Here is a 19,843-nt window from a genome sequence, read left to right as displayed (position 1 = left end):
CGGTGCGGGTGGGACTCAAAGGGGCAGCCGGTGAGGCTTTGGCGGTGTTCACCGGCGATCCGCAGTCAGCTACTTATAAGCGAGTGGCTGGGACTCTAACGGTGTTCTTGACCGTCCCGTCGAGCGCGACGACTACATATAGATGGTCGATACAGGTCCCGCCCGCGTCGAACACCCACTCAAAAACCCCTTACAGCCGCTCGCCGTCGTAGTACCGCTCCTCGATACGCCGATCGAACAGTCGCGAGAGCAGCGCGGTCAGCGGCCCCTCGACGCCCTCGCCGTCGCCGTCGACCGCGATACCGTCCACCGTCTCGACCGGCCGGATCTCCCACGTCGAGTTAGTCAAAAACACCTCGTCGGCCTCGCGCACCGCGTCCGGCGCGTACGTCCCCTCCTCGACCGGAATCCCCTCCTCCCCGGCGATCTCGATCACGGTGCGACGCGTCACGCCCGGGAGGATCGGCCCGCCGAGCGAGGGCGTCTTGAGGGCGGTGCCGTCGGCGAAGAAGAGGTTCGAGGTCGCTCCCTCGGCGACGTTGCCCTCGGGATCGAGCATGAGCGCCTCGTCGGCGCCGGTCACGCGCAGCTCCAGCCGAGCGAGGATCCCGTTGAGGTAGTTGTGCGTCTTCGCGTCGGCCGGGAGCGCCCGCGAGGAGGGTTTGCGGGTCTTCGTCGTCTGGAGCGCGGCGGGGCCGTCGTGGACCGGTGCCGAGTCGACGCCGCCGCGGAGGAGCGGCTTCGCGATCACGACGACGGTGTGGTCGACCTCGGGCCCCGGGTCGAGTGTGTCGGGTTGGACCCCCCGAGTTATCGAGAGTTTCACGTACGCGTCCGCGAGGTCGTTGGCCGCGAGCGTCTCGTCGATCCGGGCCTTCAGGTCCGAATCAGCGAGCCCGTGGTCGAGCCCGAGCGTCTCGCAGGTGTCCGCGAGCCGCGCCGCGTGGTCGTCCCACCGGAACACGTCGCCGCCGTACGCGCGCAGGGTCTCGAAGGCGGCGTCGCCGTAGGCGAACCCGCGGTCCTCGACCGAAACGGTCGCGTCCGAGGCGGGGACGAGCTCGCCGTCGACGTGGTAGCGGCGTTCCTCGCCCGCGCCGTCCACGTCGCCTCCACCCCGTTCCTCACCCATCCTCGCACACCTCCACGAAGCGCTCCACCATCGCCGTCCCCCGCGGCGTCAGGACGCTCTCCGGGTGGAACTGCACGCCGATGTGGGGCCTCTCGCGGTGGCGAACCCCCATCACGACCCCGCGCTCGTCCTCGGTGCGCGCGGTCTCGACCAGCTCGTCGGGGAGGGCCTCGCGCTCGACCGGAACCCGGGCACCCGCGGGCGCCGCGGCGGCGACCTCGCGGAATCGGGCCCGGCCGGTGTGTACCGATCGCTGCATGCCTCCCGGTTCGGCGGGGTCGACGAAACAGTTGCGGTCGGCCGTCTCAGAAACAGGCGCGGTCGGCGACCTCAGAACTCCTTGGCGCGGTCGATCCACGTCGCGGCCCGCTTCTCGCCGACGCTCGCCCCCTCGGCGACCGCCTCGGCGTCGGCGGCCGCGAGGTCCGCGACGGTCTCGATCCCGATCTCGGCGAGCCGCTCCGCGTAGGCCGGCCCGATCCCCTTCAGCTCGTCGACGTCGACGCCGGTCTCGCCGTCGTCTCCGCCCGCCTCGTCGTCGTCCGCGTCCGCCTCGGTGTCGGCCTCGGCCGTTTCATCGGCGATCCCCGCGGCCTCCGCCGGCTCGGCCGCCTCGGCCGGGTCCTCTGTGGTCCCCTCCTCGTCGACCAGCGAGTCGGTCGAGGCGGCCGCCTCCGTCTCGGTAGCGACGGGCTCGTCGTCGACCGATTCCTCGCCGGCGGCGGACTCCTCGTCCGCATCCGTCTCGGCGTCGTCACCGCCGTCACCGTCGTCGTCCGCCATCTCCTCGTGAGCGATCCCCGCGGCCTCCGCCGGCTCGGCCGCCTCGGCCGGGTCCTCGGCGGCACCCTCCTCGTCGACCAGCGAGTCGGTCGAGGCGGCCGCCTCCGTCTCAGTGGCGACCGCTTCGTCGGCGTCGTCCGTCGGTTCTGATTCCGGTTCCGCCTCGGATTCCGGATCCGGTTCGTGCTCGACGGTCACTTCCGGGTCCGTTTCCTCGCGTTCGGCGGGACCGCTTCCGAACCCGAGCTTCTCTTTGATCTTCTGCAGTAGGGCCATCGACGGCAGATACGAACGTCGGATATTTAAAAGCCCTCGCCGCCGCGACATCTCGCCACTTCCAGTCGCGCCGACCGTCCTTCTCACCCGCCGACCGCGTCTCGCCGATTTATAAGGATCACCGGCGCGTACGGGAGGTATGAACGCTCTCAACCCGGTCATGTGGTCGGTCCACGTCGCCTTCGCGGTGCTGTGGACCGGCGGCGTGTTGTTCGTCGCGCTGGCGGTGCTTCCGCCCGCGCTCCGCGGCGAGATAGACGGCGGCGCCCTCGGCTCGATCGTCGGTCGACTCCGGTGGATCAGCCGGATCGCCGCGCTCGCGTTCCTCGCCTCCGGCGGCCACATGGCGGGCACGCTCTACACGTTCGAGTCGCTCACCGGGAGCGCCCGCGGGTACCTCGTGTTGACGATGATCGCCCTGTGGTTCCTGATCACCGGCCTCGTCGAGGTCGGCAGCGGGAAGATCCTCGACGGCGTCGACGCCGGGAAGCTCCGCGAGCCCGCCCGCGACGCGAAGCCGTTCCTCTACGGCGCCGCCGGGCTCTCCGTCGCGCTCATCGTCGCGGCCGGCCTGCTCGCGAGCCCGACGCTGTTCTGAGGCGCTCGCGGTCCACCGTTTTCGTCGCCCGTTTCCCTACTCCAGCTCCGCCCGCAGCGCCGCGTTCATCGCCTCCACCGGCGCGTCGGCGCCGGTCCAGATCTCGAACGCCTCGACGCCCTGGAACAGCAGCATCCACGCCCCGTCGACCGTCGTCGCGCCCGCGTCGGCCGCCTCCCGCAGGAGCCGGGTCTCGATCGGCGCGTACACCGCGTCGAGCACGGCGAGGTCGCCGTGGAGATAGTCGGCGGGCACCGGGGTCGCCTCCGGCTCGTCCATCCCGACGCTTGTCGCGTTGACCAGCACGTCGGCACCTGCGACGCGGTCGCCGAGGTCGTCGAGCCCGCCGCCGGTCGCGTCGGGGACCGCGTCGGCCAGCTCGACCGCCCGCTCCGCGGTGCGGTTCGCGACGTGGACCGCCGCGCCCGCGTCGGCCAGCGCGAACGCGGCCGCTCGCCCCGCGCCCCCCGCCCCGACGACGACCGCGTCCCGCCCGTCCAGTTCGACGCCGTGGTGAGAAAACGCGCGTTTCACTCCCGCCGCGTCGGTGTTGTGGCCGCGCGGCCGGTCGGCGTCGCCGTCGCGGACCGGCGCGAAGTCGACCGTGTTGACCGCGCCGATCCGCTTCGCGAGGGGCGCGGGGTCCACCGCCTCCAGCGCGTCCCGTTTGAACGGGACCGTGACGTTGAGCCCGGCGACCCCGAGCGCGCCGGCCCCCTCGATCGCCGCGGCGGCGTCGTCGGGGGCCGGCTCGAACGTCACGTAGCGCGCGTCGATCCCGAGCGACCCGTAGCCGGCCTCGTGCATCGGCGGCGACAGCGAGTGGCCGACCGGGTTCCCGATCAGTCCGTAAACCTGCATGGCGAGTCACGCGGCCGCGACCGACAAAAGAAGCGCGGTCGTCCGGGAGAACAGCGGGAACACCTCGGCGAGTCGTCCCCGCCTCACTCCCCGTCCGTCTCCCGGTCCGCGTCGATCACGTCCTCCAGCGTCTCCGTGCCCACGTCGCTCGCGAGCTTGACGCCCACGAGCGAGACCACGATGCCGCCGACGATGAACGCCGCGAGCTGCTGGACCGGGCTGACGGCGACGCCTCCCATCTGGAAGGGATCGATGATCGCCTCCTGCGCGAGGAAGTAGCCGGCGAACCCGCGGACGACGAGGGCGACCGCGGCGATGACGAACGGGAGGTTGAGGTAGGGCGTCCGGATCCCCTCGTCGCGGATCAGCTCGTCGAGCAGCCGCCCGACCGCCGCGGTCACGCCCGCGACCGCGAACCACGGGACCGCGGCGTAGACGAACTCGACCGCGCCCACGAGCGCCGGGGCCTCGCCCAGCTCCGACGCGGAGAGCACCCCGAAGAAGCCGCCGACCAGCGCGAGCCCCCCGGCGACGACGTACGTCACGATCGACACCTGGCCGGCGTACAGCGCCTCGCGGACGCGTTCGGGCATCCCCGCGACGAACCGGTCGATGGCGAGCCCCTTGTACAGGAGCGCGGCCCCGAGCAGCCCGGCGACGCCCGCGACCGCCTCGCCGGCGGAGAACCAGTAGAACAGCGCCGGCACCAACAGGAGGGCGATCCCGAACGGAACGAGGATCGTCGACCGGAGCTGCTCGTCGGCGAGGAACTGTTTCAGCAGGTAGTAGGTCGACTCGATGTCGCGGGCCTGCCGGACCACCACGCGGTCGACCGAGTCGACGGGCATCCGCGACTCGACGATCGGAAGCACCTGCTCGTCCTCCGCGGAGTCGACGACGACGATCGCGGCCCGGGGGTCGTACCGGTCCACGAGGTCGTCGAGCTGTGCGGCGATGGAGCGGTCGGCGCCGACCGCGCTGTCGCTCTCGGCCGACACGACCGCGACGACCGCCTCCTCGCGCTCGTCTCGGAGGTCGCGGGCGACTCGTAACGATTCGAGCAGACAGTTGACGCTGGCGTCTTCCGGGTCGCTCAGCCCGGCGTCCGTGACGAGCGAGCGGACCGCCTCCCAGCCGGCGACCGGCATGGGGACGTTGGTGGCCCGCCCGATCGCCCCGGATCGGTCGATACAGATGACCAGCGTCGTCACGTCCCGACACTCGATCCGCCCGGATAAAAAGCTCCCCGTCGCCGGGGGATCGGTCCGGCCGGGACTGGGGCCGCCGACCGCGACGACCTACCGCAGCTCGACGTCGACGTCGCCGCCCTCGCTCGCGAACACGCTCGCGACGCCGCTTCCGGCCGCGAACGCGACGCGCTCGGCCCCGATTCCGAGCCGCTCCGCGATCCCCCGGTCGGGCGTGAACTCGCGGACCTCGGGCTCCGCGTCGATCAGCGCTTCGAGCCGATCTTCCACGTCGTCTTCGGTGCCGAGCTCGTCGACGAGCCCGATCTCGGCGGCGTCGCTACCGAGGTAGACCCGGGCCTCGGTCTCCCGGATCGCCTCGGGATCCATGTCTCGGCCCTCGCTGACCGTCTCGACGAACTGCTCGTAGTACCCGTCGATGATCCCCTGGAGGTACTCCCGTTCGTCCTCCTCGATCTCCCGCAGCGGGACGCCGGCGTCCTTGTACTCGCCGGCGGTGAACTGCTCGTAGGAGACGCCGAGCTTGTCGGCGAGGCCGGCCGCGTTCGGGCGGGAGCCGACGACGCCGATCGACCCGACGAGGCTCGCGTCGCGCGCCCACAGCTCGTCGCAGCCGCTCGCGATCCAGTAGCCGCCGGACGCGCAGGTGTCGGTGGCGTACGCGAGCGTCGGGCCGTCGAACTCGGCCGCCGCGCGCCGGATGTCGTCGCTCGGGAGCACCTCGCCGCCCGGGGTGTTGAGTTCGACGACGAGCGCTTCCACGTCCTCGTCCTCGTCGGCCGCCTCGATCTGCTCCACCACGTCGTCCGCGGTCGCCCCGCCCGGTCCCGAAAGCGGGGACGGGCGGCCGGTGTCGCGGGTGATCGGTCCCGAGACCGTCACCTTCGCCGCGTTGTACTCCTCGGTCTCGCCGAACCGACCGCGGGTGAGTCGGGCGATGAGGCGCTTGCCCGCCACCGTCGCCGTCGCTCCGATCATGGCGGCCGCGAGGAGGTTCCGTCCGGTCGAACGCGCGTCGCTTGCCATACCGTCGGTAGGGCGTGCGGCCGTTTATATATACTGTCGGCGACGGAACCCGCACGTCGTCGCGGACCGGGCCGCGGGTCCGATCGCCCGAGGGCTCGACTCGCGGATTCCTCGTCGCCCGTCGGCGCCTCGGCCGGCTCGGTCCCGAATCGCGAGACCGAAGCCCTCGTCTGGCACGTCTCGAAGGCCGAATTTTTGTAGCCCTGTGTCGATGGGCGCCACAAGGATGGGAGGCAACGACGACGGAGACTCGTTCGTTCGGTACGGCATCGATGACAGACCGCCGCTCGGGAAGTCGCTCCTTCTGGGCGCTCAGCACTATCTCACGATGGTAGGCGCGAACATCGCCGTGCCCCTCCTCCTCGCCGGCGCGATGGGGATGCCCGACGAAGTCATTCCCCGTTTCGTCGGCACGTTCTTCGTCGTCTCGGGGATCGCGACTCTCGCGCAGACGACGTTCGGCAACCGCTACCCGATCGTACAGGGCGCACCGTTCTCGATGCTCGCGCCCGCGCTCGCGGTCATCGGCGTCGTGACGGCAAACCCGCCGGAGGGTATCGTCGCCTGGCGTGCGGCGCTACTCCAACTCCAGGGCGCGATCATCGTCTCCGCGCTCGCCGAGGTCGCGATCGGCTATCTCGGACTCGTCGGACGGTTGCGGAAACACCTCTCACCGGTCGTCATCGTGCCGGTCATCGTCCTCATCGGCCTGTCACTATTCAACGCGCCCGAGATCACGACGACCGATCAGAACTGGTGGATCGTCGGTCTGACGCTGGTCACCATCGTTCTGTTCTCGCAGTACTTCGGGGAGAAGTCCAAGGTCTTCCAGTTGTTTCCGGTCCTTCTCGGTATCGTGGTCGCGTGGATACTCGCCGCGGCCCTGTCGGTCCTCGGCGTCTTCGGGGCGGACGCACCCGGTTACGTCGACCTGGCGAGCGTCGCCGCGGCCGACTCGTTCCACCTCATTTATCCGCTTCAGTGGGGCGTCCCGAGCGTTACGCCCGCGTTCGTCATCGGCATGCTCGCCGGCATCGCCGCCTCGATCGTCGAATCCATCGGCGATTACCACGCCGTCGCCCGCCTCTCCGGCATGGGCGCACCCAGCAGCGAACGGATGAATCACGGGATCGGCATGGAGGGACTCATGAACGTCTTCTCCGGGGTGATGGGAACCGGCGGGTCGACCTCGTACTCCGAGAACATCGGAGCGATCGGTCTCACCGGCGTGGCCTCACGGTACGTCGTCCAGATCGGTGCCGCGCTCATGATCCTCGTCGGGTTCGTCGGCTACTTCGGACAGCTCGTCGCCACCATCCCGAACCCGATCATCGGTGGTCTCTACATCGCCATGTTCGCCCAGATCGTCGGTGTCGGTCTCTCGAACCTCAAGTACGTCGACCTCGACTCGTCGCGTAACATCTTCATCATCGGAATCGCGCTCTTCTCCGGACTCGCCGTCCCGGAGTACCTTCGGAGCGTCGGGAGCGCGACCGCCCTCCAACAGGGACTGGCCGACAGCTTCCTGCTCGGCCCCCTCCTCGGTGCCGACGTCGTCGCGAACACGCTCTACGTCATCGGGTCGACGGGTATGGCCGTCGGTGGACTCGTCGCGTTTTTCCTCGACAACTCGATCGCGGGGACGGCCGCTGAACGCGGGCTCACCGCGTGGGAGGAGGCGACCGAAGCGGACGCGGAGTTCACGTCCGCGTACGACCGCTTCGTCTCCGACGAGGAACCGACCCGCACCGACTGATCGGCTTCGAAGCGACTTCGCTCGAACGGGAACCGGTGCGATCCGTCGGCGACACGGACTCACAGCGACACGGACTCAGCGTGACCGCGCGCTGAGCCGACGCTCGGCGCGTCGCGAAAGAGCCGCAGAAACGTCTATTTACCCGAGACTTACAGCAGGCCGGTCTTCTGGAGCTTCATCAGGTCCTCGGTGTCGAGCGTCTCGCCCTCCTTGAACTTCTGGTAGATCTCCTCGGCCTCTTCCTTCTCTTCCTCGCGCTTCTCGGCGCGCTCGTCCTTGCGCTCCTCCTCCTCTTCCTTGTCGAGCTCGCGCAGGCGCTTCTGGACGCGCACGAAGTCCTCGTGGTGCTGGTCGGCGGCCTCCTGGGCCTCGACGAACAGCTCGTGCATCTCGTCGGCCTCGTCCCGGATGTCGTCGGCCTCGCGGTAGGCCTCGATCATCTGGTTGTGGTGCTCCTGGGCCTTGTCGGCGAGCTCCGTCACCTTCTGGTGGTGCTGGGACGCCTCGGAACGGACCTCCTCGGCCTCCTCGACGAGGTCGTCGAGCTCGCTGGTGTCGTCGACCTTCTCCTTCTTCTCGGCGAGCTTCTCGCGCTTCTCGTCGATCTTCTCGATGAGTTCGCGCTCGTCCTCGGCGTCGAGGACTTCCGTCTGCTGACGGAACTCGAGGTCCTCGATCTCCTCTTTGAGCTCCTCGATGGACTTGCCGGAGCCGAGCTCCATGTCCGATTTGAGCTCCTCGACCTCGTCGAACAGCTCGTTGGCCTCGGCGTTGAGCTCGTTGCGCTTGTCCTTGTGCTCCTGGACCTGCTCGTTGAGCTCGTCGCGCTTCTCGCGGTGTTCCTGGGCCTCGTCGACCTTTTCGCGCGTCTTCGCGTTGAGGTCGTCGCGCTTGGAGGCGCGCTCGGAGGCCATCTGGTTCAGCTCGTTGCGTCGGTCGCGCAGCTGACCGGCGCGTTTGATGAGCTGTCCTTTCGACCCGTTGTCAAGGTCGTCCTCAGAAAGGTCCACGTTGTCCGCCTCGTCCATCGCCTCGATATCGTACTGTTCGATGACTTCTTCTTTCGTTACCATTTTTTATCTCTCCATCACCGCTCCGGGGATAGCGAGCGCTCGCCGTCGTGCGTCGAGCCGTACACAAGAGCTCCCGTTCATTTCAGCGTGCGATCCCACCAGCGCCGGAGGCGTTCTGGTACCAGATCCTACCGCGGGCCGACATATAAATACTTCGGTGATTCGGGTGTACGACGGTAGCACGGACCGTCTACTCCTGGATCCGTGATTATCGATCACACACCAATCAATACGTATCAGCCGTCCCCGACCTCGTACGAGAGCACGATCCCGTCGTCGAGCCGTTCGGTGTCGACCAGATCGAGCCGCGGGAACGACTCCGTGAACCCCTCGCCGTCGGCGAGCGTCGGCGCGTCGCGACCGCCGATCACCATCGAGCCCACGTACACGTGGAGCTCGTCGACGAGTCCGGCGGCGAAACACGAGTGGATGATCTCGCCGCCGCCCTCGACCATCAGCCGGTCGACGCCCCGCTCCGCCAGCGCGTCGATTCCGGCCGCGAGGTCGACGTGGCCCCCGTCATCGCCCGTCTCGCCCCCCTCCGATTCGCCCTCGACCACGACGACCTCGGCGCCGGCGCCCTCGAGGGCCTCGCGGCGCTCGGCGGGCGTCGCCGGGGAGACGAGCAGGTAGGTCGTCGCCGCGTCGTCGAGGATCCGGGCGTCGGTCGGCGTCCGCCCGGTCGAGTCGACGACGACGCGGGCGGGGTTGCCGGGACGGCCGTTCCGGAGGCGTTCGACGCGCCGGTCCTCCACGTCGAGCGTGAGGTGCGGATCGTCCGCGAGGACGGTCCCGACCCCGACCAACACCGCGTCTGCGGCCGCCCTGACGCGGTCGACCCGGTCGAAGTCCTCCGGCCCCGAGATCCGGAGCTGCGTCCGGCGCCGCGTCGCGAGCTTCCCGTCGACGCTCTGGGCCGCGTTGACGACGACGTGCATACGCGAGGGTCGCCCGCGTGGGGAATGGTCGTTTCGGTTGTCCCTCCCCGGCCCTACTCGGTGACCGACAGTCCCGCCGCCACGACCGCCGCGAGCGCGAGCGCCCCGGCGAGCAGCCCGAACGCGGGCCGGAACCCGGACGCGTCGGCGACGGCGCCGACGGTCGCGGGGGCGAGCGCGCCGGCCGCCATCAACAGGGTTCGGATCGCCCCGAGCCCGCCGCCTGCGAGTCGGTCGGGAAGGGATTCGATCAGGTACGCGGCGCGGACGGGACGGAACCCGTGCGATCCGAGGCCGAACGCGACGACGAAGACGCCGAGAACGATCGGTCCGGTTTCCGCGAGGGCGACGGCGCCGACGAGTGCCGCGGCCGCGAGCGCGAGCGCAGCGACCATCACGGGGAAGCGACCGAGGCGGTCGGAGAGGTCGCCGGAGACGAGCTGGACGAAGGTGACCGCGAACAGCGCTGAGTACAGCAGGTTCGCGGTCGCGGTCGACAGCCCGGCCGCCTGCGAGAGGTACAGCGGGAGGAAGGCGACGGCCCCGTTGTACGCGAACGAGAAGGCGACCGTCACGAGCGCGAACGCCGCGAGTCGACGGTCCTCGAACAGCGCGAGGTAGTCGCGCGCGCTCGGCTCCGGCCCATCTCGTTCCGGGCCGCGGTCGGCGCCGGCCGGAAGCCGACCCGGGACGTGGAGGCGGAACGCCGCCGCCAGCGCGAGCGCGACGACGCCCGTGACGACGAACAGGGCGCGCCAGTCCGCGCCCGGGAGCCGCGAGAGGAGCGCGGCGAGCGCGGGCGGCGCGGCGACGAAGAGGGTGACCGCCGCGGGAGCCGCCACCCCGCCGAGCGCGCCGAAGGTGTCGTGGGCGCCGAGCACGCGCCCGGTCCGGAGCGGGTGAACCCGCGAGAGCAGCCGCACCGCCACCGTCTTGTGCGCGCCCGTCCCCGCGCCGATCACGAGCATCACCCCCGCCAGCACCGCGAAGGGGGTGTCGACGAGCAGCGCGAGGGCGCCGACGCCCGCCACCGCCGCGCCCGCCGCGATCACCCGGACCGCGCCGACCCGGTCGGCGATCGCCCCGCTCGGGAACTGCAGGAGGGCGTAGACGGCCATGAAGCCCGAGAACGCCGCGCCGACGGCGGCGTTGCTCACCCCGTAGCTCGCCTGCAGAGGTCCGAACAGCGGGGGGAACGCGTACCGCACGAACTTCCCGAGAAACCAGATCAGGGCCGTGAGCGCGAGCACGTCGTACTCCCGGACCCGGCCGAGGTTCATCGCCCGTTGATACCCCGGTGACGCTTAAAAACGGACGGAACCGCCCGGATGCCGCCGGTCGCCGATCGGCGGCGTTCCGGCGGCAACAGCGACTTATAAATCAGAATGCGGCGGCGCGTGCCACCGAGCGCCCGCAGGGCGCGAGGGACACGCGCGAGTCCTCGCGGCTGGGGCTTTGACGGTCTTCACCACAGAGTCACTATCAACCACTTATCAGTCTCTCACGTACGAGGGTCGACATCGTTTTCTCGCCGACCAGCGATCCACGGACCGTGTCCGATCCAACCGCTCACCACGTCGGAATCACCGTCGCCGACCTCGATCGCGCCGTCGACTTCTACACCGAGACGTTCGATCTCGACGTCCTGACCGAGTTCACGGTCGGGGGCGACGCCTTCGCCGAGGCGGTCGCCGTCGAGGGCGCGTCGGCCGAGTTCGCACATCTCGACGCCGACGGCGCCCGCATCGAACTCGTCGCGTACGACCCCGCCGCCGAGTCGGCCACTGATCCGGAACTGAACCGTCAGGGGGCGACCCACCTCGGGCTGTCCGTCGACGACGTGGAGGCCTTCTACGCCGACCTCGCTGACGACGTGGAGACGCTGAGCCCGCCCCGAACGACCGAGAGCGGGACGACGATCCTGTTCGTCAGGGACCCGGAGGGGAACCTGATCGAAGTGCTCGACGCCTAAGCGCGCGGTATCGCTCGCTTCCGTCTCACTTCACCTTCGTGCCCGGCCCGGCGTCCCCGTAGGTGGTGAGGAGGTCGGCCTCCTCCCCGGCGGCCAGCACCATGCCGTTCGACTCGACGCCGAACAGCTCCGCCTTCTCCATGTTGGCGAGCACGACGACCTTCGTTCCGGGCAGGTCGTCGACGTCGTGGAGCTGTTTGAGCCCCGCGACGATCGTCCGGGTCTCCGCGCCGAGGTCGACGCGGAGCTTCAGGAGGTCGTCGGCGCCCTCGATGCCCTCGGCCTCCTCGATCCGGCCGATCCGGATGTCCAGCTCTTGGAAGTCCTCGAAGCCGATGCGGTCGTCGCTGAGGGGTTCGATGTCGGTCATGTCGTCGGTGGTGTCGTCGTCGCTCTCGTCGGCGTCACCGCTCTCGCTCTCGTCGCCGCCATCTGCGTCGTCGCTCTCGCCGCCGTCTTCCGCCTCGGCGACGCGCGCCTCCAGCTTCTCGTTCAGCGCCTCGACGCGCTCGTCTTCGATCTGCTCGAACAGCTCCGTCGGCTCCGCGAGGTCGCCGGCGGGTCCCTCGCGGGCCGCCTCGACGGTGACCTCGTGGACCGAGCCGTCCTCGCCGAGCTGGTCCCAGAGCCGCTCGGCCTTCTCGGGCGCGATCGGCTCGAACAGGACCGCGATCGCCTTCGCGATGGCGACGCAGTCGTGGATGACCTGCGCGGCCTCCTCCGGGTCGTCGTCGACGAGCTTCCACGGCTCGCTGCGCTGGATGTACTCGTTCCCGTATCGCGCGAGGTCGGTGACGGCGTCGCCGACCGCGCGCACGGAGTAGTCGTTGACGGCGGCCTCGAACGCCTCGATCGCCTCCTCGATCGCCTCCTCGACCTCGTCGCTCGTCCCGTCCGCGATGGGCGCGTCGTCGTAGTTGCGGTGGGCGAACAGCAGCGAGCGGTAGAGGAAGTTGCCGACCGTGCCCACCAGCTCGGTGTTAACCCGGTCGCGGAACTTCTCCCACGAGAAGTCAACGTCCTGCTGGAACCCGCCGTTGGTCGCGAGGTAGTAGCGCAGCGGGTCCGGGTGGAACCCCTCGTCGAGGTACTCGTCGGCCCAGACCGCGCGGTCGCGGCTGGTGGAAAAGCCCTTCCCGCCGAGGGTGACGAAGCCGGACGCCATCACGGCGCGCGGCTCCGTGTGGTCGGTCGCCTCCAGCATCGCGGGCCAGAAGATCGTGTGGTGTTGGATGATGTCGCGACCGATCACGTGGACGATTTCGCCGCCCTCCGGCTGTTCCTCGCTCGCGCCCTCCTTCCACGCCGCCTCCCAGTCGAACTCGTCGGCGCCGACGCGGTCGGTGTACTGCTTCGTCGAGGAGATGTACTCGATCGGGGCGTCGACCCAGACGTAGAGGACCAGATCCTGCGGGTTCTCGCCGGGCAGGTCGATCCCCCAGTCCATGTCGCGGGTGATACACCAGTCCTGCAGCCCCTGCTCGATCCACTCGCGGGGCTGGTTCCGGGCGTTCGAGGTCCCCTCGAGCCGGTCGAGGAAGCCGGAGAGGTACTCCGAGAACTCGGAGACCTCGAAGAACTTGTGGGTGCGCTCGCGGTACTCCGCGGGGTTGCCCGTGATCGTCGACTCGGGGTTCTCGATCTCGCCGGGCTCGAGGTGGCGCTGGCACCCCTCGTCGCACTCGTCGCCGCGGGCGTGCGCGCCGCAGTACGGGCAGGTCCCCTCGACGTACCGGTCCGGGAGGAACTGGTCGTCGACAGGGTCGTACGCGACCATGATCTCCTTCTCGTAGAGGTGGCCGGCCTCGTCGAGATCGCGCACCAGCTGCTGGGTCAGCTCCGTGTTCGTCTCGTCGTGGGTGTGGCCGTAGTTGTCGAACTCGACGTTGAACTTCGGGAACGTCGCGGCGTACCGCTCGTGCCAGTCGAGCGCGAACCGCTCGGGGGAGACTCCCTCCTGCTCGGCGTTGACCGCGACGGGGGTGCCGTGCATGTCGGAGCCGGAGACGAACGCGGTCTCCTGTCCGAGCCGTTCGAGCGCGCGCCGGTACACGTCGCCGCCGACGTAGGTTCGGAGGTGGCCGATGTGGAGGTCGCCGTTGGCGTACGGCAGTCCACAGGTCACCACCGCCGGGTCGTCGGTGGGGAAGTCGTCGTGGCTCATGTGGTGTGTGTATCGAAGTGTCGTGGATACGGGCCTAAAGCCCGCTGATTTTCGGGTGAGATCGAGACGGACCGATCGCGTCAGCGGGAAGCCGTGCCCGATCGACAGAACGGTGTTCGCACGGCCCCTCGGCACCGGTCCCGAGGGGAGGTGACTCAGGAGTCCAACGACCGTTCGACGCGGCCGGTGAGCCGGTCCGGATCGAGCCGGTAAAACTGGAACTCCACCTGACTCGTCGGCTCGCCGAAGATGTCGACTATCGGTATCTGCTTCGTGCGTTCGAGCCCGGCGAGCGACTCCGTGGAAAGGGACTCGTCGGTCGTCGACACCAACCGACCGCTTGCCACCACGCTCTTCCACCGCCCGTCGCGTTCGCCGTAGGTGACGAACGTGGTTCCGCGGTCGGTGGGGTTCGCCTTTCCGCTCTCTCCCCCGACGGCGAGCCGGAAGTAAAACACCTCATCGACCGGGTCGTACCCGTACGACACCGGGACCGAGTGCGGGGGGTCGTCGCTGGCCGTCGACAGGGAGAGAACCCCCGTCCCGGATCGCCCGAGGAACTCGTCGCGCTCGTCGTCTTCCATCTGAACCGCGTCGGGACCGGTCATACGTGACATTGGACGGGCACGATAATGAAGACCGGCCACGGACCGCGAAGGGAGGGGAATGCGTCGGCCCGTTACGCCTCACCTATGCGTCGGCCCGTTACGACTCGCCTACACGATCGCGCGGACGATCGCGGCCGCCTCCGACGCGGTCGGTGCGAGGACGTACACGATCGGCTCGATGCCGACCGCACCGGTCTGATAGAGGACGAGCGTGTCGTTCGGATCGGCGTCGGCGACCGCGTCTGTGACCGCCTCCCGAGTGGGGCGCTCGGGGTCGAACTCCACCGTCGGATGGTCGGCGGCGAGCGCCTCGACGGTCTCGGGGGCGTACCGCACGTTCACTGCGCCGCGAGCGGTCGCGCCCGCCTCGCGCGCGGCGAGCAGGACCGTCGCGACGTGCTCGCTCACGCCGAACTCGGGCTCTCCCGGGACCATCGCCTGCCCCTTCACGTCGACGAGCCGACCGGGCACGGCCGCCACGTCGTCGATCGTCTGCGCGCCGTCGAGGCACTCAGCGACGTTGGCGCCGACGTTCGGGATGAGCCCGGCGAACCCGGAGGCGTTCGTCAGGGTCCGGAGCCCGCGCCGGACCGACGAGAGGACGCGCTCGCGCTCGCGGAGCCCGCTGTCCGGGTCGTGGACCGAGAACTCCACCTCGGCGTCGGCGAGCGCGGGCATCGCCTCCTCGTGGAGGTCCGCGAGGAGGTCGCCCTCCTCCAGCCGGCGGATCAGCACCTCGATCTCGACGAGCGCCGCGACCGGGGTCATCTCGCCCGCCGCGAGCCCCTCGCCCACGCGCTCCACGAGCTCGCGGACGCGCTCGTCGGCGACGATCCGGTCGTGGCGCGCCACGTCGCCGTGGGCGTACTTCGAGACGGCCGACTGGGAGATGCCGAGCGCGTCGGCGACCTCGCGCTGGGTGAAGCCGCGCTCGCGGAGGTCCTCCGCCAGCATCGAGCGCACGGTCGGGAGGAACTCGTCGACGACGACCTCCTCGATGAACTTCATCTGTCCTCCTCCACGTTCCTCCCGGCCTCCTCGCCGCTCTCGTCCCCGTCGAACTCCGGATCGGAGCCGATCCGGGAGGCCTGCGGGCCGTCCTGGTCCTGGTACTTCGAGCCGCGCTCGACCCCGTACGGGCGGTTCGCGGGCGACTTGAGTTCCGTGAAGATGAGCTGCGAGACGCGCATCCCGGGCGTGAGCGCGACGGGCGCGGTGCCGAGGTTCGACAGCTCCAGCGTGATCTGGCCCTTGTACCCCGGGTCGACGATCCCCGCGGTGGCGTGGATGACGATCGCGAGCCGGCCGAGCGAGGACCGGCCCTGCACGGTCGCGAGCAGGTCCGGCGGGATCTCGACGCGCTCCGTGGTGGTCCCGAGCACGAAGTCGCCCGGATGGAGGATGAACTCCTCGCCCTCTGGCACCCGCGTCTCCGTGACGTAGTCGCCGACCTCGTCGGCCTCGGTCGGGTGGATACAGGGGATGTTCGTGCGCTGGAACTCTAAGAAGCGCTCGCCGAGCCGCAGGTCGACGCTCGCGGGCTGGACCTGCTGGTCGACGTCGTCGAGCGGCTCGACCACCAGGTCCCCGTCCGCGAGGCGGTCGAGGATGTCCGCGTCCGACAGGATCATGTCGGGAGAGGGGCCCCGACCGGGTTAAAAACTCCCGAATCCGCGGACGCCCGGGGCGCCGGGGGCACCGCCGGTCGCGCGGACGCCCGTCACACCGCCGCGAGCAGGACCCCGAGCAGCGCGAAGACGCCCGCGACCGCGCCGGCGATCCCCCGATCGAGGTCGTGGTACGCCTCCAGCCCGCCGACGACCACGACCCACTGGACCGCGATCACGACCGCCGAGGCGGCCAGCAGCGGCCCCTGCATCGCGGAGATGGCCGCGACGATCTCGTTCGCGATCGCCTCCAGCGTGGTCCCGTCGACGGTCGCCGTCGAAAGCGCGTACCAGATCGCGGCGAGCCCGGCGACCAGTCGGGCCACCTCCGCCGCGATCGCCCACGCCGCGATGACGAACGAGTCGCCGAGGGAGCCGGCGCCGCCCGCGACGCGCGCCCCGCCGTGGAGCGCGAGCGCGAAGACCGCCCACCAGATCGGCACGCCGATAAGCGCGTAGCCGACGTAGCCGTTCGCCGCGCTCCGCAACTCTTCGCCCACGTCTACCTCGATCCGCTCGGGCCGGTCGCACTGCCCGGCGAAGACGGAGTCGTCGTCCTCGTCGAACGTCTCGCAGGTCGCCTCCGGTGGCCGGTCGGGGTTGTCGACCGTCACCTCGCGGTCGATCGCCGCGTCGAAGGCGGCGCCGAGCGCGACGACCCCGAGGATCGTGGCGAGGGTGACGACAACGACGACGCCGACCGCGAGTCCCTTTCCTCCCGGTTTGAGCCGACGGAAGCCGGCGCGCGAGCGATCGAGGAGGCCACCGACGAGTCCGGACAGCGGGGCGAGCGGGGAGGGCATACGCGGGGGATCCGTGAGATCCGACAAGTGTCTTGCCCATCGACGGTTCGGGACCGGGTGACTGCAGCTCTTTATAAGTCGTTCTGCGGTGGCGCGTGCCACCGAGCGCCCATCGGGCGCGAGGTGCACGCGCGAGGGATGCGGTGAGCGCTCGAAGAGCGCGAACCGCGAGGCTGGGGAGGTGTGAGGCTGTGCGGTTGCGGTGCGGGGGTGGGACTCAAAGGGGCAGCCGCGAGGGCGGCATAGGCGACGTAAGCACCACAGGGAGCGAACGGAGTGAGCGACTGAGGAGCGCAGCGAGCGTACGCCGCCCTCGCGGCTGGGGCTTTGGCGGAGTTCACCGAACGAGCGTCGATCACGTACGACCGAGCGGCTGGGGCTTTGGCGGAGTTCATCGAGGATCCGTCGTCAACAGCTATTTATAAGCGAGCGCCCGCGGCCTTGACTGTCCTCGCCGCCAACCCACCGTCGACCGCTTATAAACGACAACGATCAGACCGCGATCGATCTACCCCGATCGCTCTCACTTATTAGTACCGCGCGGTCGAACCGTCACCCAATGAGCCGTAACGACGAGGTCGCCGGTCTCTTAGAGGAGTTCGCCGACCGGCTCGAAGCGACCGGCGTCGAGTACAAGCCGACCGCCTACCGCCGCGCCGCGGAGAACGTCCGCGAGCACACCGCGCCGATCGAGAACCTCGCGGGGGAGGGCGAGGACGCGGTCGCCGAGATCGACCGCGTCGGCGACGCGATCGCGTCGAAGATCGTCGAGTACTTCGAGACCGGCGAGATCGAGGAGCTGGAGGAGCTCCGCTCGGAGCTGCCCGCCGACATCGAGGCGCTGACCGCGGTCGAGGGCGTCGGGCCGAAGACGGTCGGGAGCCTCTACGAGGCGCTCGGAATCACCACCCTCGACGAACTGGAGGAGGCGGCCGAGGCGGAGCGGATCCGCGAGGTCTCCGGCTTCGGCGCCAAGACCGAGGAGAACATCCTCGACAACATCCCGTTCGCGCGCGAGGCCCGGAAGCGCACCCGCCTCGGGGACGCCCGCCCGGTCGCGGACGCGGCCCTCGCCTACCTCGCCGACCTCGACGCGGTCGCCGAGGCGGAGGTGTGCGGCTCGATCCGGCGCTGGAAGGACACCATCGGCGACGTCGACCTGCTCGTCGCCAGCGACGTGCGCGAGCCCATCGTCGAGGCGTTCACCGACTGGCCCGAGGCGGACGCGACGATCGAGGCGGGCACCGGGAAGGCGAGCGTCCGCGCGAGCGGCACCCGGGTGGACCTCCGGATCGTCGACGGCGAGGAGTTCGGCGCCGCGCTCCAGTACTTCACCGGCTCGCGCGCCCACAACGTCGCGGTGCGCAACCGCGCGATCGACCGCGACCTGAAGCTCAACGAGTACGGGCTGTTCGATATCTCTGACGTCGCCGATCCGGACGCCGCCGACGAGACCGACGGCCAGCGGGTCGGCGAGCGCGTCGCGGGCGCGACCGAGGACGGCGTCTACGAGGCGCTCGACATGGAGCCCGTGCCGCCCGAACTCCGCGAGGACAACGGCGAGGTCGCGGCGGCCGCGGACGGCGACCTCCCCGACCTCGTGGCGACCGATGAACTCCGCGGCGACCTCCACACCCACACCGACTGGTCGGACGGCGGGTTCTCGATCGCGGAGATGATCGAGGCGGCCGCGGAGCGCAGCTACGACGCCCACGCGGTCACCGACCACGCCGCCGGCCCGGGGATCTTCGGCAACACCGGGCTCGACGAGGCCGAGATCGCGGAGCAGGCCGAGGCCGTCGCGGAGGCAATCGACGCGGTCGACGGCGCGGTCGCGGCCGGCGATGGGGACGCCGCCGCCGCCGACATCGAAGTCCTCCACGGCATCGAGGCCAACATCGACGCCGAGGGGGCGATCACCACCGACGACGAGACGCTCGCCGACCTCGACATCGTCGTCGCCTCGCCGCACTCCGCGCTGGGCCAGGACTCCGCCGCCGCCACGGAACGGCTGATCCGGGCGGTCGAACACCCGCACGTCGACGTTCTCGGCCACCCGACCGGACGGATCATCAACAGCCGGCCGGGAATCGCGCCCGACGTGAAGGCCGTGGTCGAGGCGGCCGCGGCCGCCGGCACCGCGATCGAGGTGAACGCGAACCCCGCCCGGCTCGACGCCGACGGAGATATGGTCCGGGCCGCGATCGACGCGGGCGCGACGATCGCCGTCGACACCGACGCGCACTCGCCCCGAGAGCTCGACAACGCCCGGTACGGGGTCCACACCGCTCGACGCGGCTGGGCCGAGACGGCGGACGTGCTCAACGCGCGCTCGCCCGTGGTGATCCGGGCGTTCCTCGACGACTGATGCCGACCGACGGCGGGACGGGCGCCGGCGACGACGAACCGACCGCCGCCGACGGCGACCCCCCTCGCGTCCTCCTCGACGCGATGTGCGGCAAACTCGCCACCTACCTCCGGATGTGCGGCTACGACGCCGCCTACGCGCTCGACCGCGGGATCGAGGACGACGACCGGATTCTGGCGCTCGCGGCCACCGAAGATCGGACCCTGATCACCCGCGACCGCGAACTCGCCGCCCGCGCCGACGACGCGGTCCTCCTCGCCGAGCGCGACGTGCTCGACCAGCTCCGCGAGGTCGCCGCCGCGGGATACCCCGTCGCGCTCGCCGACGAGCCGACGCGCTGTGGCGCCTGTAACGGGCGCGTCGAGCGGATCTCGGCCTCGGCCGGACCCGATCCCGACGACCGCCCCGAGTACGTCCCCGACGACGTGGGAGTGTCGCCGGCGGGCGAATCCGAATCCGACGTCGACGCCCGCCCCGCGTGGCGCTGTTGCGACTGCGGGCGCTGGTTCTGGAAGGGGAGCCACTGGGAGTCGGTCTCCGAGCGCCTCGACGCGGTCTGACCCCCCGCCCACCGAGCGAAACCGGTTTGGCCGCGACTCGCCTACGGTCC

Annotated in this window: 18 protein-coding genes and 1 pseudogene; 5 read left to right on the top strand and 14 right to left on the bottom strand. The window is 70.1% G+C overall.

Annotation, left to right across the window (positions count from 1 at the left end; translation table 11 throughout):
- Window positions 1–190: 190 nt before the first annotated feature.
- The 3 genes and pseudogenes from FGL94_RS09595 to FGL94_RS09585 form a co-directional block, all read right to left on the bottom strand.
- A complete protein-coding gene (locus FGL94_RS09595) occupies window positions 191–1,132 on the bottom strand; it encodes an aminotransferase class IV (RefSeq protein WP_144924068.1) in 942 nt (313 codons plus the stop codon).
- Window positions 1,125–1,316: pseudogene (locus FGL94_RS09590) on the bottom strand (glutamine amidotransferase-related protein); the annotation flags it as partial. The gene FGL94_RS09595 and the pseudogene FGL94_RS09590, both read right to left, overlap by 8 nt.
- Before the next feature lie 146 nt (window positions 1,317–1,462).
- Entirely contained in the window at window positions 1,463–2,191 is a 729-nt protein-coding gene (locus FGL94_RS09585; protein ID WP_144924065.1) for a helix-hairpin-helix domain-containing protein, read from the bottom strand.
- A 139-nt stretch (window positions 2,192–2,330) separates the two neighbouring features.
- Between FGL94_RS09585 and FGL94_RS09580 the strand changes: the two genes are divergently transcribed.
- Window positions 2,331–2,789 (top strand): transporter, encoded by a 459-nt coding sequence (locus FGL94_RS09580; protein WP_144924062.1) that lies wholly within the window; start codon window positions 2,331–2,333, stop codon window positions 2,787–2,789.
- Window positions 2,790–2,825: 36 nt separating this feature from the next.
- On the opposite strand, the gene FGL94_RS09575 is transcribed toward FGL94_RS09580, so the two are convergent.
- From FGL94_RS09575 to sppA, 3 genes are all read right to left on the bottom strand, one after another.
- A complete protein-coding gene (locus tag FGL94_RS09575; RefSeq protein WP_144924059.1) occupies window positions 2,826–3,650 on the bottom strand; it encodes a shikimate dehydrogenase in 825 nt (274 codons plus the stop codon).
- An 83-nt stretch (window positions 3,651–3,733) separates the two neighbouring features.
- Window positions 3,734–4,861, bottom strand: a complete 1,128-nt coding sequence (locus FGL94_RS09570) for a DUF373 family protein (protein WP_144924056.1) — start codon at window positions 4,859–4,861, stop codon at window positions 3,734–3,736.
- Between the two features lie 87 nt (window positions 4,862–4,948).
- Window positions 4,949–5,884: a signal peptide peptidase SppA gene (gene sppA / locus FGL94_RS09565; protein WP_144924053.1), complete on the bottom strand. Its 936-nt coding sequence runs from the start codon at window positions 5,882–5,884 to the stop codon at window positions 4,949–4,951.
- 226 nt (window positions 5,885–6,110) lie between these two features.
- Here sppA and FGL94_RS09560 point away from each other — a divergent pair, with 226 nt between their 5' ends.
- Window positions 6,111–7,640 carry a uracil-xanthine permease family protein gene (locus FGL94_RS09560; RefSeq protein WP_144924050.1) on the top strand — a complete coding sequence of 510 codons (1,530 nt, stop codon included), beginning with the start codon at window positions 6,111–6,113 and terminating at the stop codon, window positions 7,638–7,640.
- Between the two features lie 149 nt (window positions 7,641–7,789).
- Here FGL94_RS09560 and FGL94_RS09555 read toward each other — a convergent pair whose 3' ends face one another.
- The 3 genes from FGL94_RS09555 to FGL94_RS09545 form a co-directional block, all read right to left on the bottom strand.
- Window positions 7,790–8,713: a coiled-coil protein gene (locus FGL94_RS09555; RefSeq protein ID WP_144924047.1), complete on the bottom strand. Its 924-nt coding sequence runs from the start codon at window positions 8,711–8,713 to the stop codon at window positions 7,790–7,792.
- A 236-nt stretch (window positions 8,714–8,949) separates the two neighbouring features.
- Window positions 8,950–9,651, bottom strand: coding sequence for a 2,5-diamino-6-(ribosylamino)-4(3H)-pyrimidinone 5'-phosphate reductase (locus FGL94_RS09550; protein ID WP_144924044.1), 702 nt, complete (start codon window positions 9,649–9,651; stop codon window positions 8,950–8,952).
- A gap of 53 nt (window positions 9,652–9,704) precedes the next feature.
- Complete coding sequence (locus tag FGL94_RS09545; RefSeq protein ID WP_144924041.1) at window positions 9,705–10,931, bottom strand: MFS transporter; 1,227 nt, start codon at window positions 10,929–10,931, stop codon at window positions 9,705–9,707.
- A 272-nt stretch (window positions 10,932–11,203) separates the two neighbouring features.
- Between FGL94_RS09545 and FGL94_RS09540 the strand changes: the two genes are divergently transcribed.
- The gene (locus tag FGL94_RS09540; protein WP_144924038.1) at window positions 11,204–11,623 is read left to right on the top strand and encodes a VOC family protein; all 420 of its coding nucleotides are present in this window, start codon (window positions 11,204–11,206) and stop codon (window positions 11,621–11,623) included.
- Between the two features lie 25 nt (window positions 11,624–11,648).
- Here FGL94_RS09540 and metG read toward each other — a convergent pair whose 3' ends face one another.
- The 5 genes from metG to FGL94_RS09515 form a co-directional block, all read right to left on the bottom strand.
- Window positions 11,649–13,787: a methionine--tRNA ligase gene (gene metG, locus FGL94_RS09535; protein ID WP_144924035.1), complete on the bottom strand. Its 2,139-nt coding sequence runs from the start codon at window positions 13,785–13,787 to the stop codon at window positions 11,649–11,651.
- A gap of 155 nt (window positions 13,788–13,942) precedes the next feature.
- The gene (locus FGL94_RS09530; RefSeq protein ID WP_144924032.1) at window positions 13,943–14,395 is read right to left on the bottom strand and encodes a pyridoxamine 5'-phosphate oxidase family protein; all 453 of its coding nucleotides are present in this window, start codon (window positions 14,393–14,395) and stop codon (window positions 13,943–13,945) included.
- Window positions 14,396–14,503: 108 nt separating this feature from the next.
- A complete protein-coding gene (locus FGL94_RS09525) occupies window positions 14,504–15,403 on the bottom strand; it encodes a thiamine-phosphate synthase family protein (RefSeq protein ID WP_144924030.1) in 900 nt (299 codons plus the stop codon).
- Complete coding sequence (dcd, locus tag FGL94_RS09520; RefSeq protein WP_144924027.1) at window positions 15,400–16,026, bottom strand: dCTP deaminase; 627 nt, start codon at window positions 16,024–16,026, stop codon at window positions 15,400–15,402. The genes FGL94_RS09525 and dcd overlap by 4 nt, the downstream gene beginning before the upstream one ends.
- An 89-nt stretch (window positions 16,027–16,115) precedes the next feature.
- Window positions 16,116–16,865, bottom strand: a complete 750-nt coding sequence (locus FGL94_RS09515; protein WP_144924024.1) for a YIP1 family protein — start codon at window positions 16,863–16,865, stop codon at window positions 16,116–16,118.
- A 559-nt stretch (window positions 16,866–17,424) separates the two neighbouring features.
- On the opposite strand from FGL94_RS09515, the gene FGL94_RS09505 reads away from it, so the two are divergent.
- Entirely contained in the window at window positions 17,425–19,233 is a 1,809-nt protein-coding gene (locus FGL94_RS09505) for a helix-hairpin-helix domain-containing protein (protein WP_144924018.1), read from the top strand.
- Window positions 19,233–19,793: a Mut7-C RNAse domain-containing protein gene (locus FGL94_RS09500; RefSeq protein WP_144924015.1), complete on the top strand. Its 561-nt coding sequence runs from the start codon at window positions 19,233–19,235 to the stop codon at window positions 19,791–19,793. The genes FGL94_RS09505 and FGL94_RS09500 overlap by 1 nt, the downstream gene beginning before the upstream one ends.
- Window positions 19,794–19,843 lie beyond the last annotated feature (50 nt).

Origin of the sequence: Halorubrum salsamenti (genome assembly GCF_007671685.1) — an archaeon.
GTDB classification, from domain to species: Archaea; Halobacteriota; Halobacteria; order Halobacteriales; family Haloferacaceae; genus Halorubrum; species Halorubrum salsamenti.
Note: the sequence above shows the minus strand (reverse complement) of the source record. Positions and strands in the feature narration are given on the sequence as shown.

Coding starts and splice junctions, on each gene's coding strand:
- FGL94_RS09595 (WP_144924068.1), bottom strand. CDS start 1,132: ATGGGTGAGGAACGGGGTGGAGGCGACGTGGACGGCGCGGGCGAGGAA.
- FGL94_RS09585 (WP_144924065.1), bottom strand. CDS start 2,191: ATGGCCCTACTGCAGAAGATCAAAGAGAAGCTCGGGTTCGGAAGCGGT.
- FGL94_RS09580 (WP_144924062.1), top strand. CDS start 2,331: ATGAACGCTCTCAACCCGGTCATGTGGTCGGTCCACGTCGCCTTCGCG.
- FGL94_RS09575 (WP_144924059.1), bottom strand. CDS start 3,650: ATGCAGGTTTACGGACTGATCGGGAACCCGGTCGGCCACTCGCTGTCG.
- sppA (WP_144924053.1), bottom strand. CDS start 5,884: ATGGCAAGCGACGCGCGTTCGACCGGACGGAACCTCCTCGCGGCCGCC.
- FGL94_RS09560 (WP_144924050.1), top strand. CDS start 6,111: ATGGGAGGCAACGACGACGGAGACTCGTTCGTTCGGTACGGCATCGAT.
- FGL94_RS09555 (WP_144924047.1), bottom strand. CDS start 8,713: ATGGTAACGAAAGAAGAAGTCATCGAACAGTACGATATCGAGGCGATG.
- FGL94_RS09550 (WP_144924044.1), bottom strand. CDS start 9,651: ATGCACGTCGTCGTCAACGCGGCCCAGAGCGTCGACGGGAAGCTCGCG.
- FGL94_RS09545 (WP_144924041.1), bottom strand. CDS start 10,931: ATGAACCTCGGCCGGGTCCGGGAGTACGACGTGCTCGCGCTCACGGCC.
- metG (WP_144924035.1), bottom strand. CDS start 13,787: ATGAGCCACGACGACTTCCCCACCGACGACCCGGCGGTGGTGACCTGT.
- FGL94_RS09530 (WP_144924032.1), bottom strand. CDS start 14,395: ATGACCGGTCCCGACGCGGTTCAGATGGAAGACGACGAGCGCGACGAG.
- FGL94_RS09525 (WP_144924030.1), bottom strand. CDS start 15,403: ATGAAGTTCATCGAGGAGGTCGTCGTCGACGAGTTCCTCCCGACCGTG.
- dcd (WP_144924027.1), bottom strand. CDS start 16,026: ATGATCCTGTCGGACGCGGACATCCTCGACCGCCTCGCGGACGGGGAC.
- FGL94_RS09515 (WP_144924024.1), bottom strand. CDS start 16,865: ATGCCCTCCCCGCTCGCCCCGCTGTCCGGACTCGTCGGTGGCCTCCTC.
- FGL94_RS09505 (WP_144924018.1), top strand. CDS start 17,425: ATGAGCCGTAACGACGAGGTCGCCGGTCTCTTAGAGGAGTTCGCCGAC.
- FGL94_RS09500 (WP_144924015.1), top strand. CDS start 19,233: ATGCCGACCGACGGCGGGACGGGCGCCGGCGACGACGAACCGACCGCC.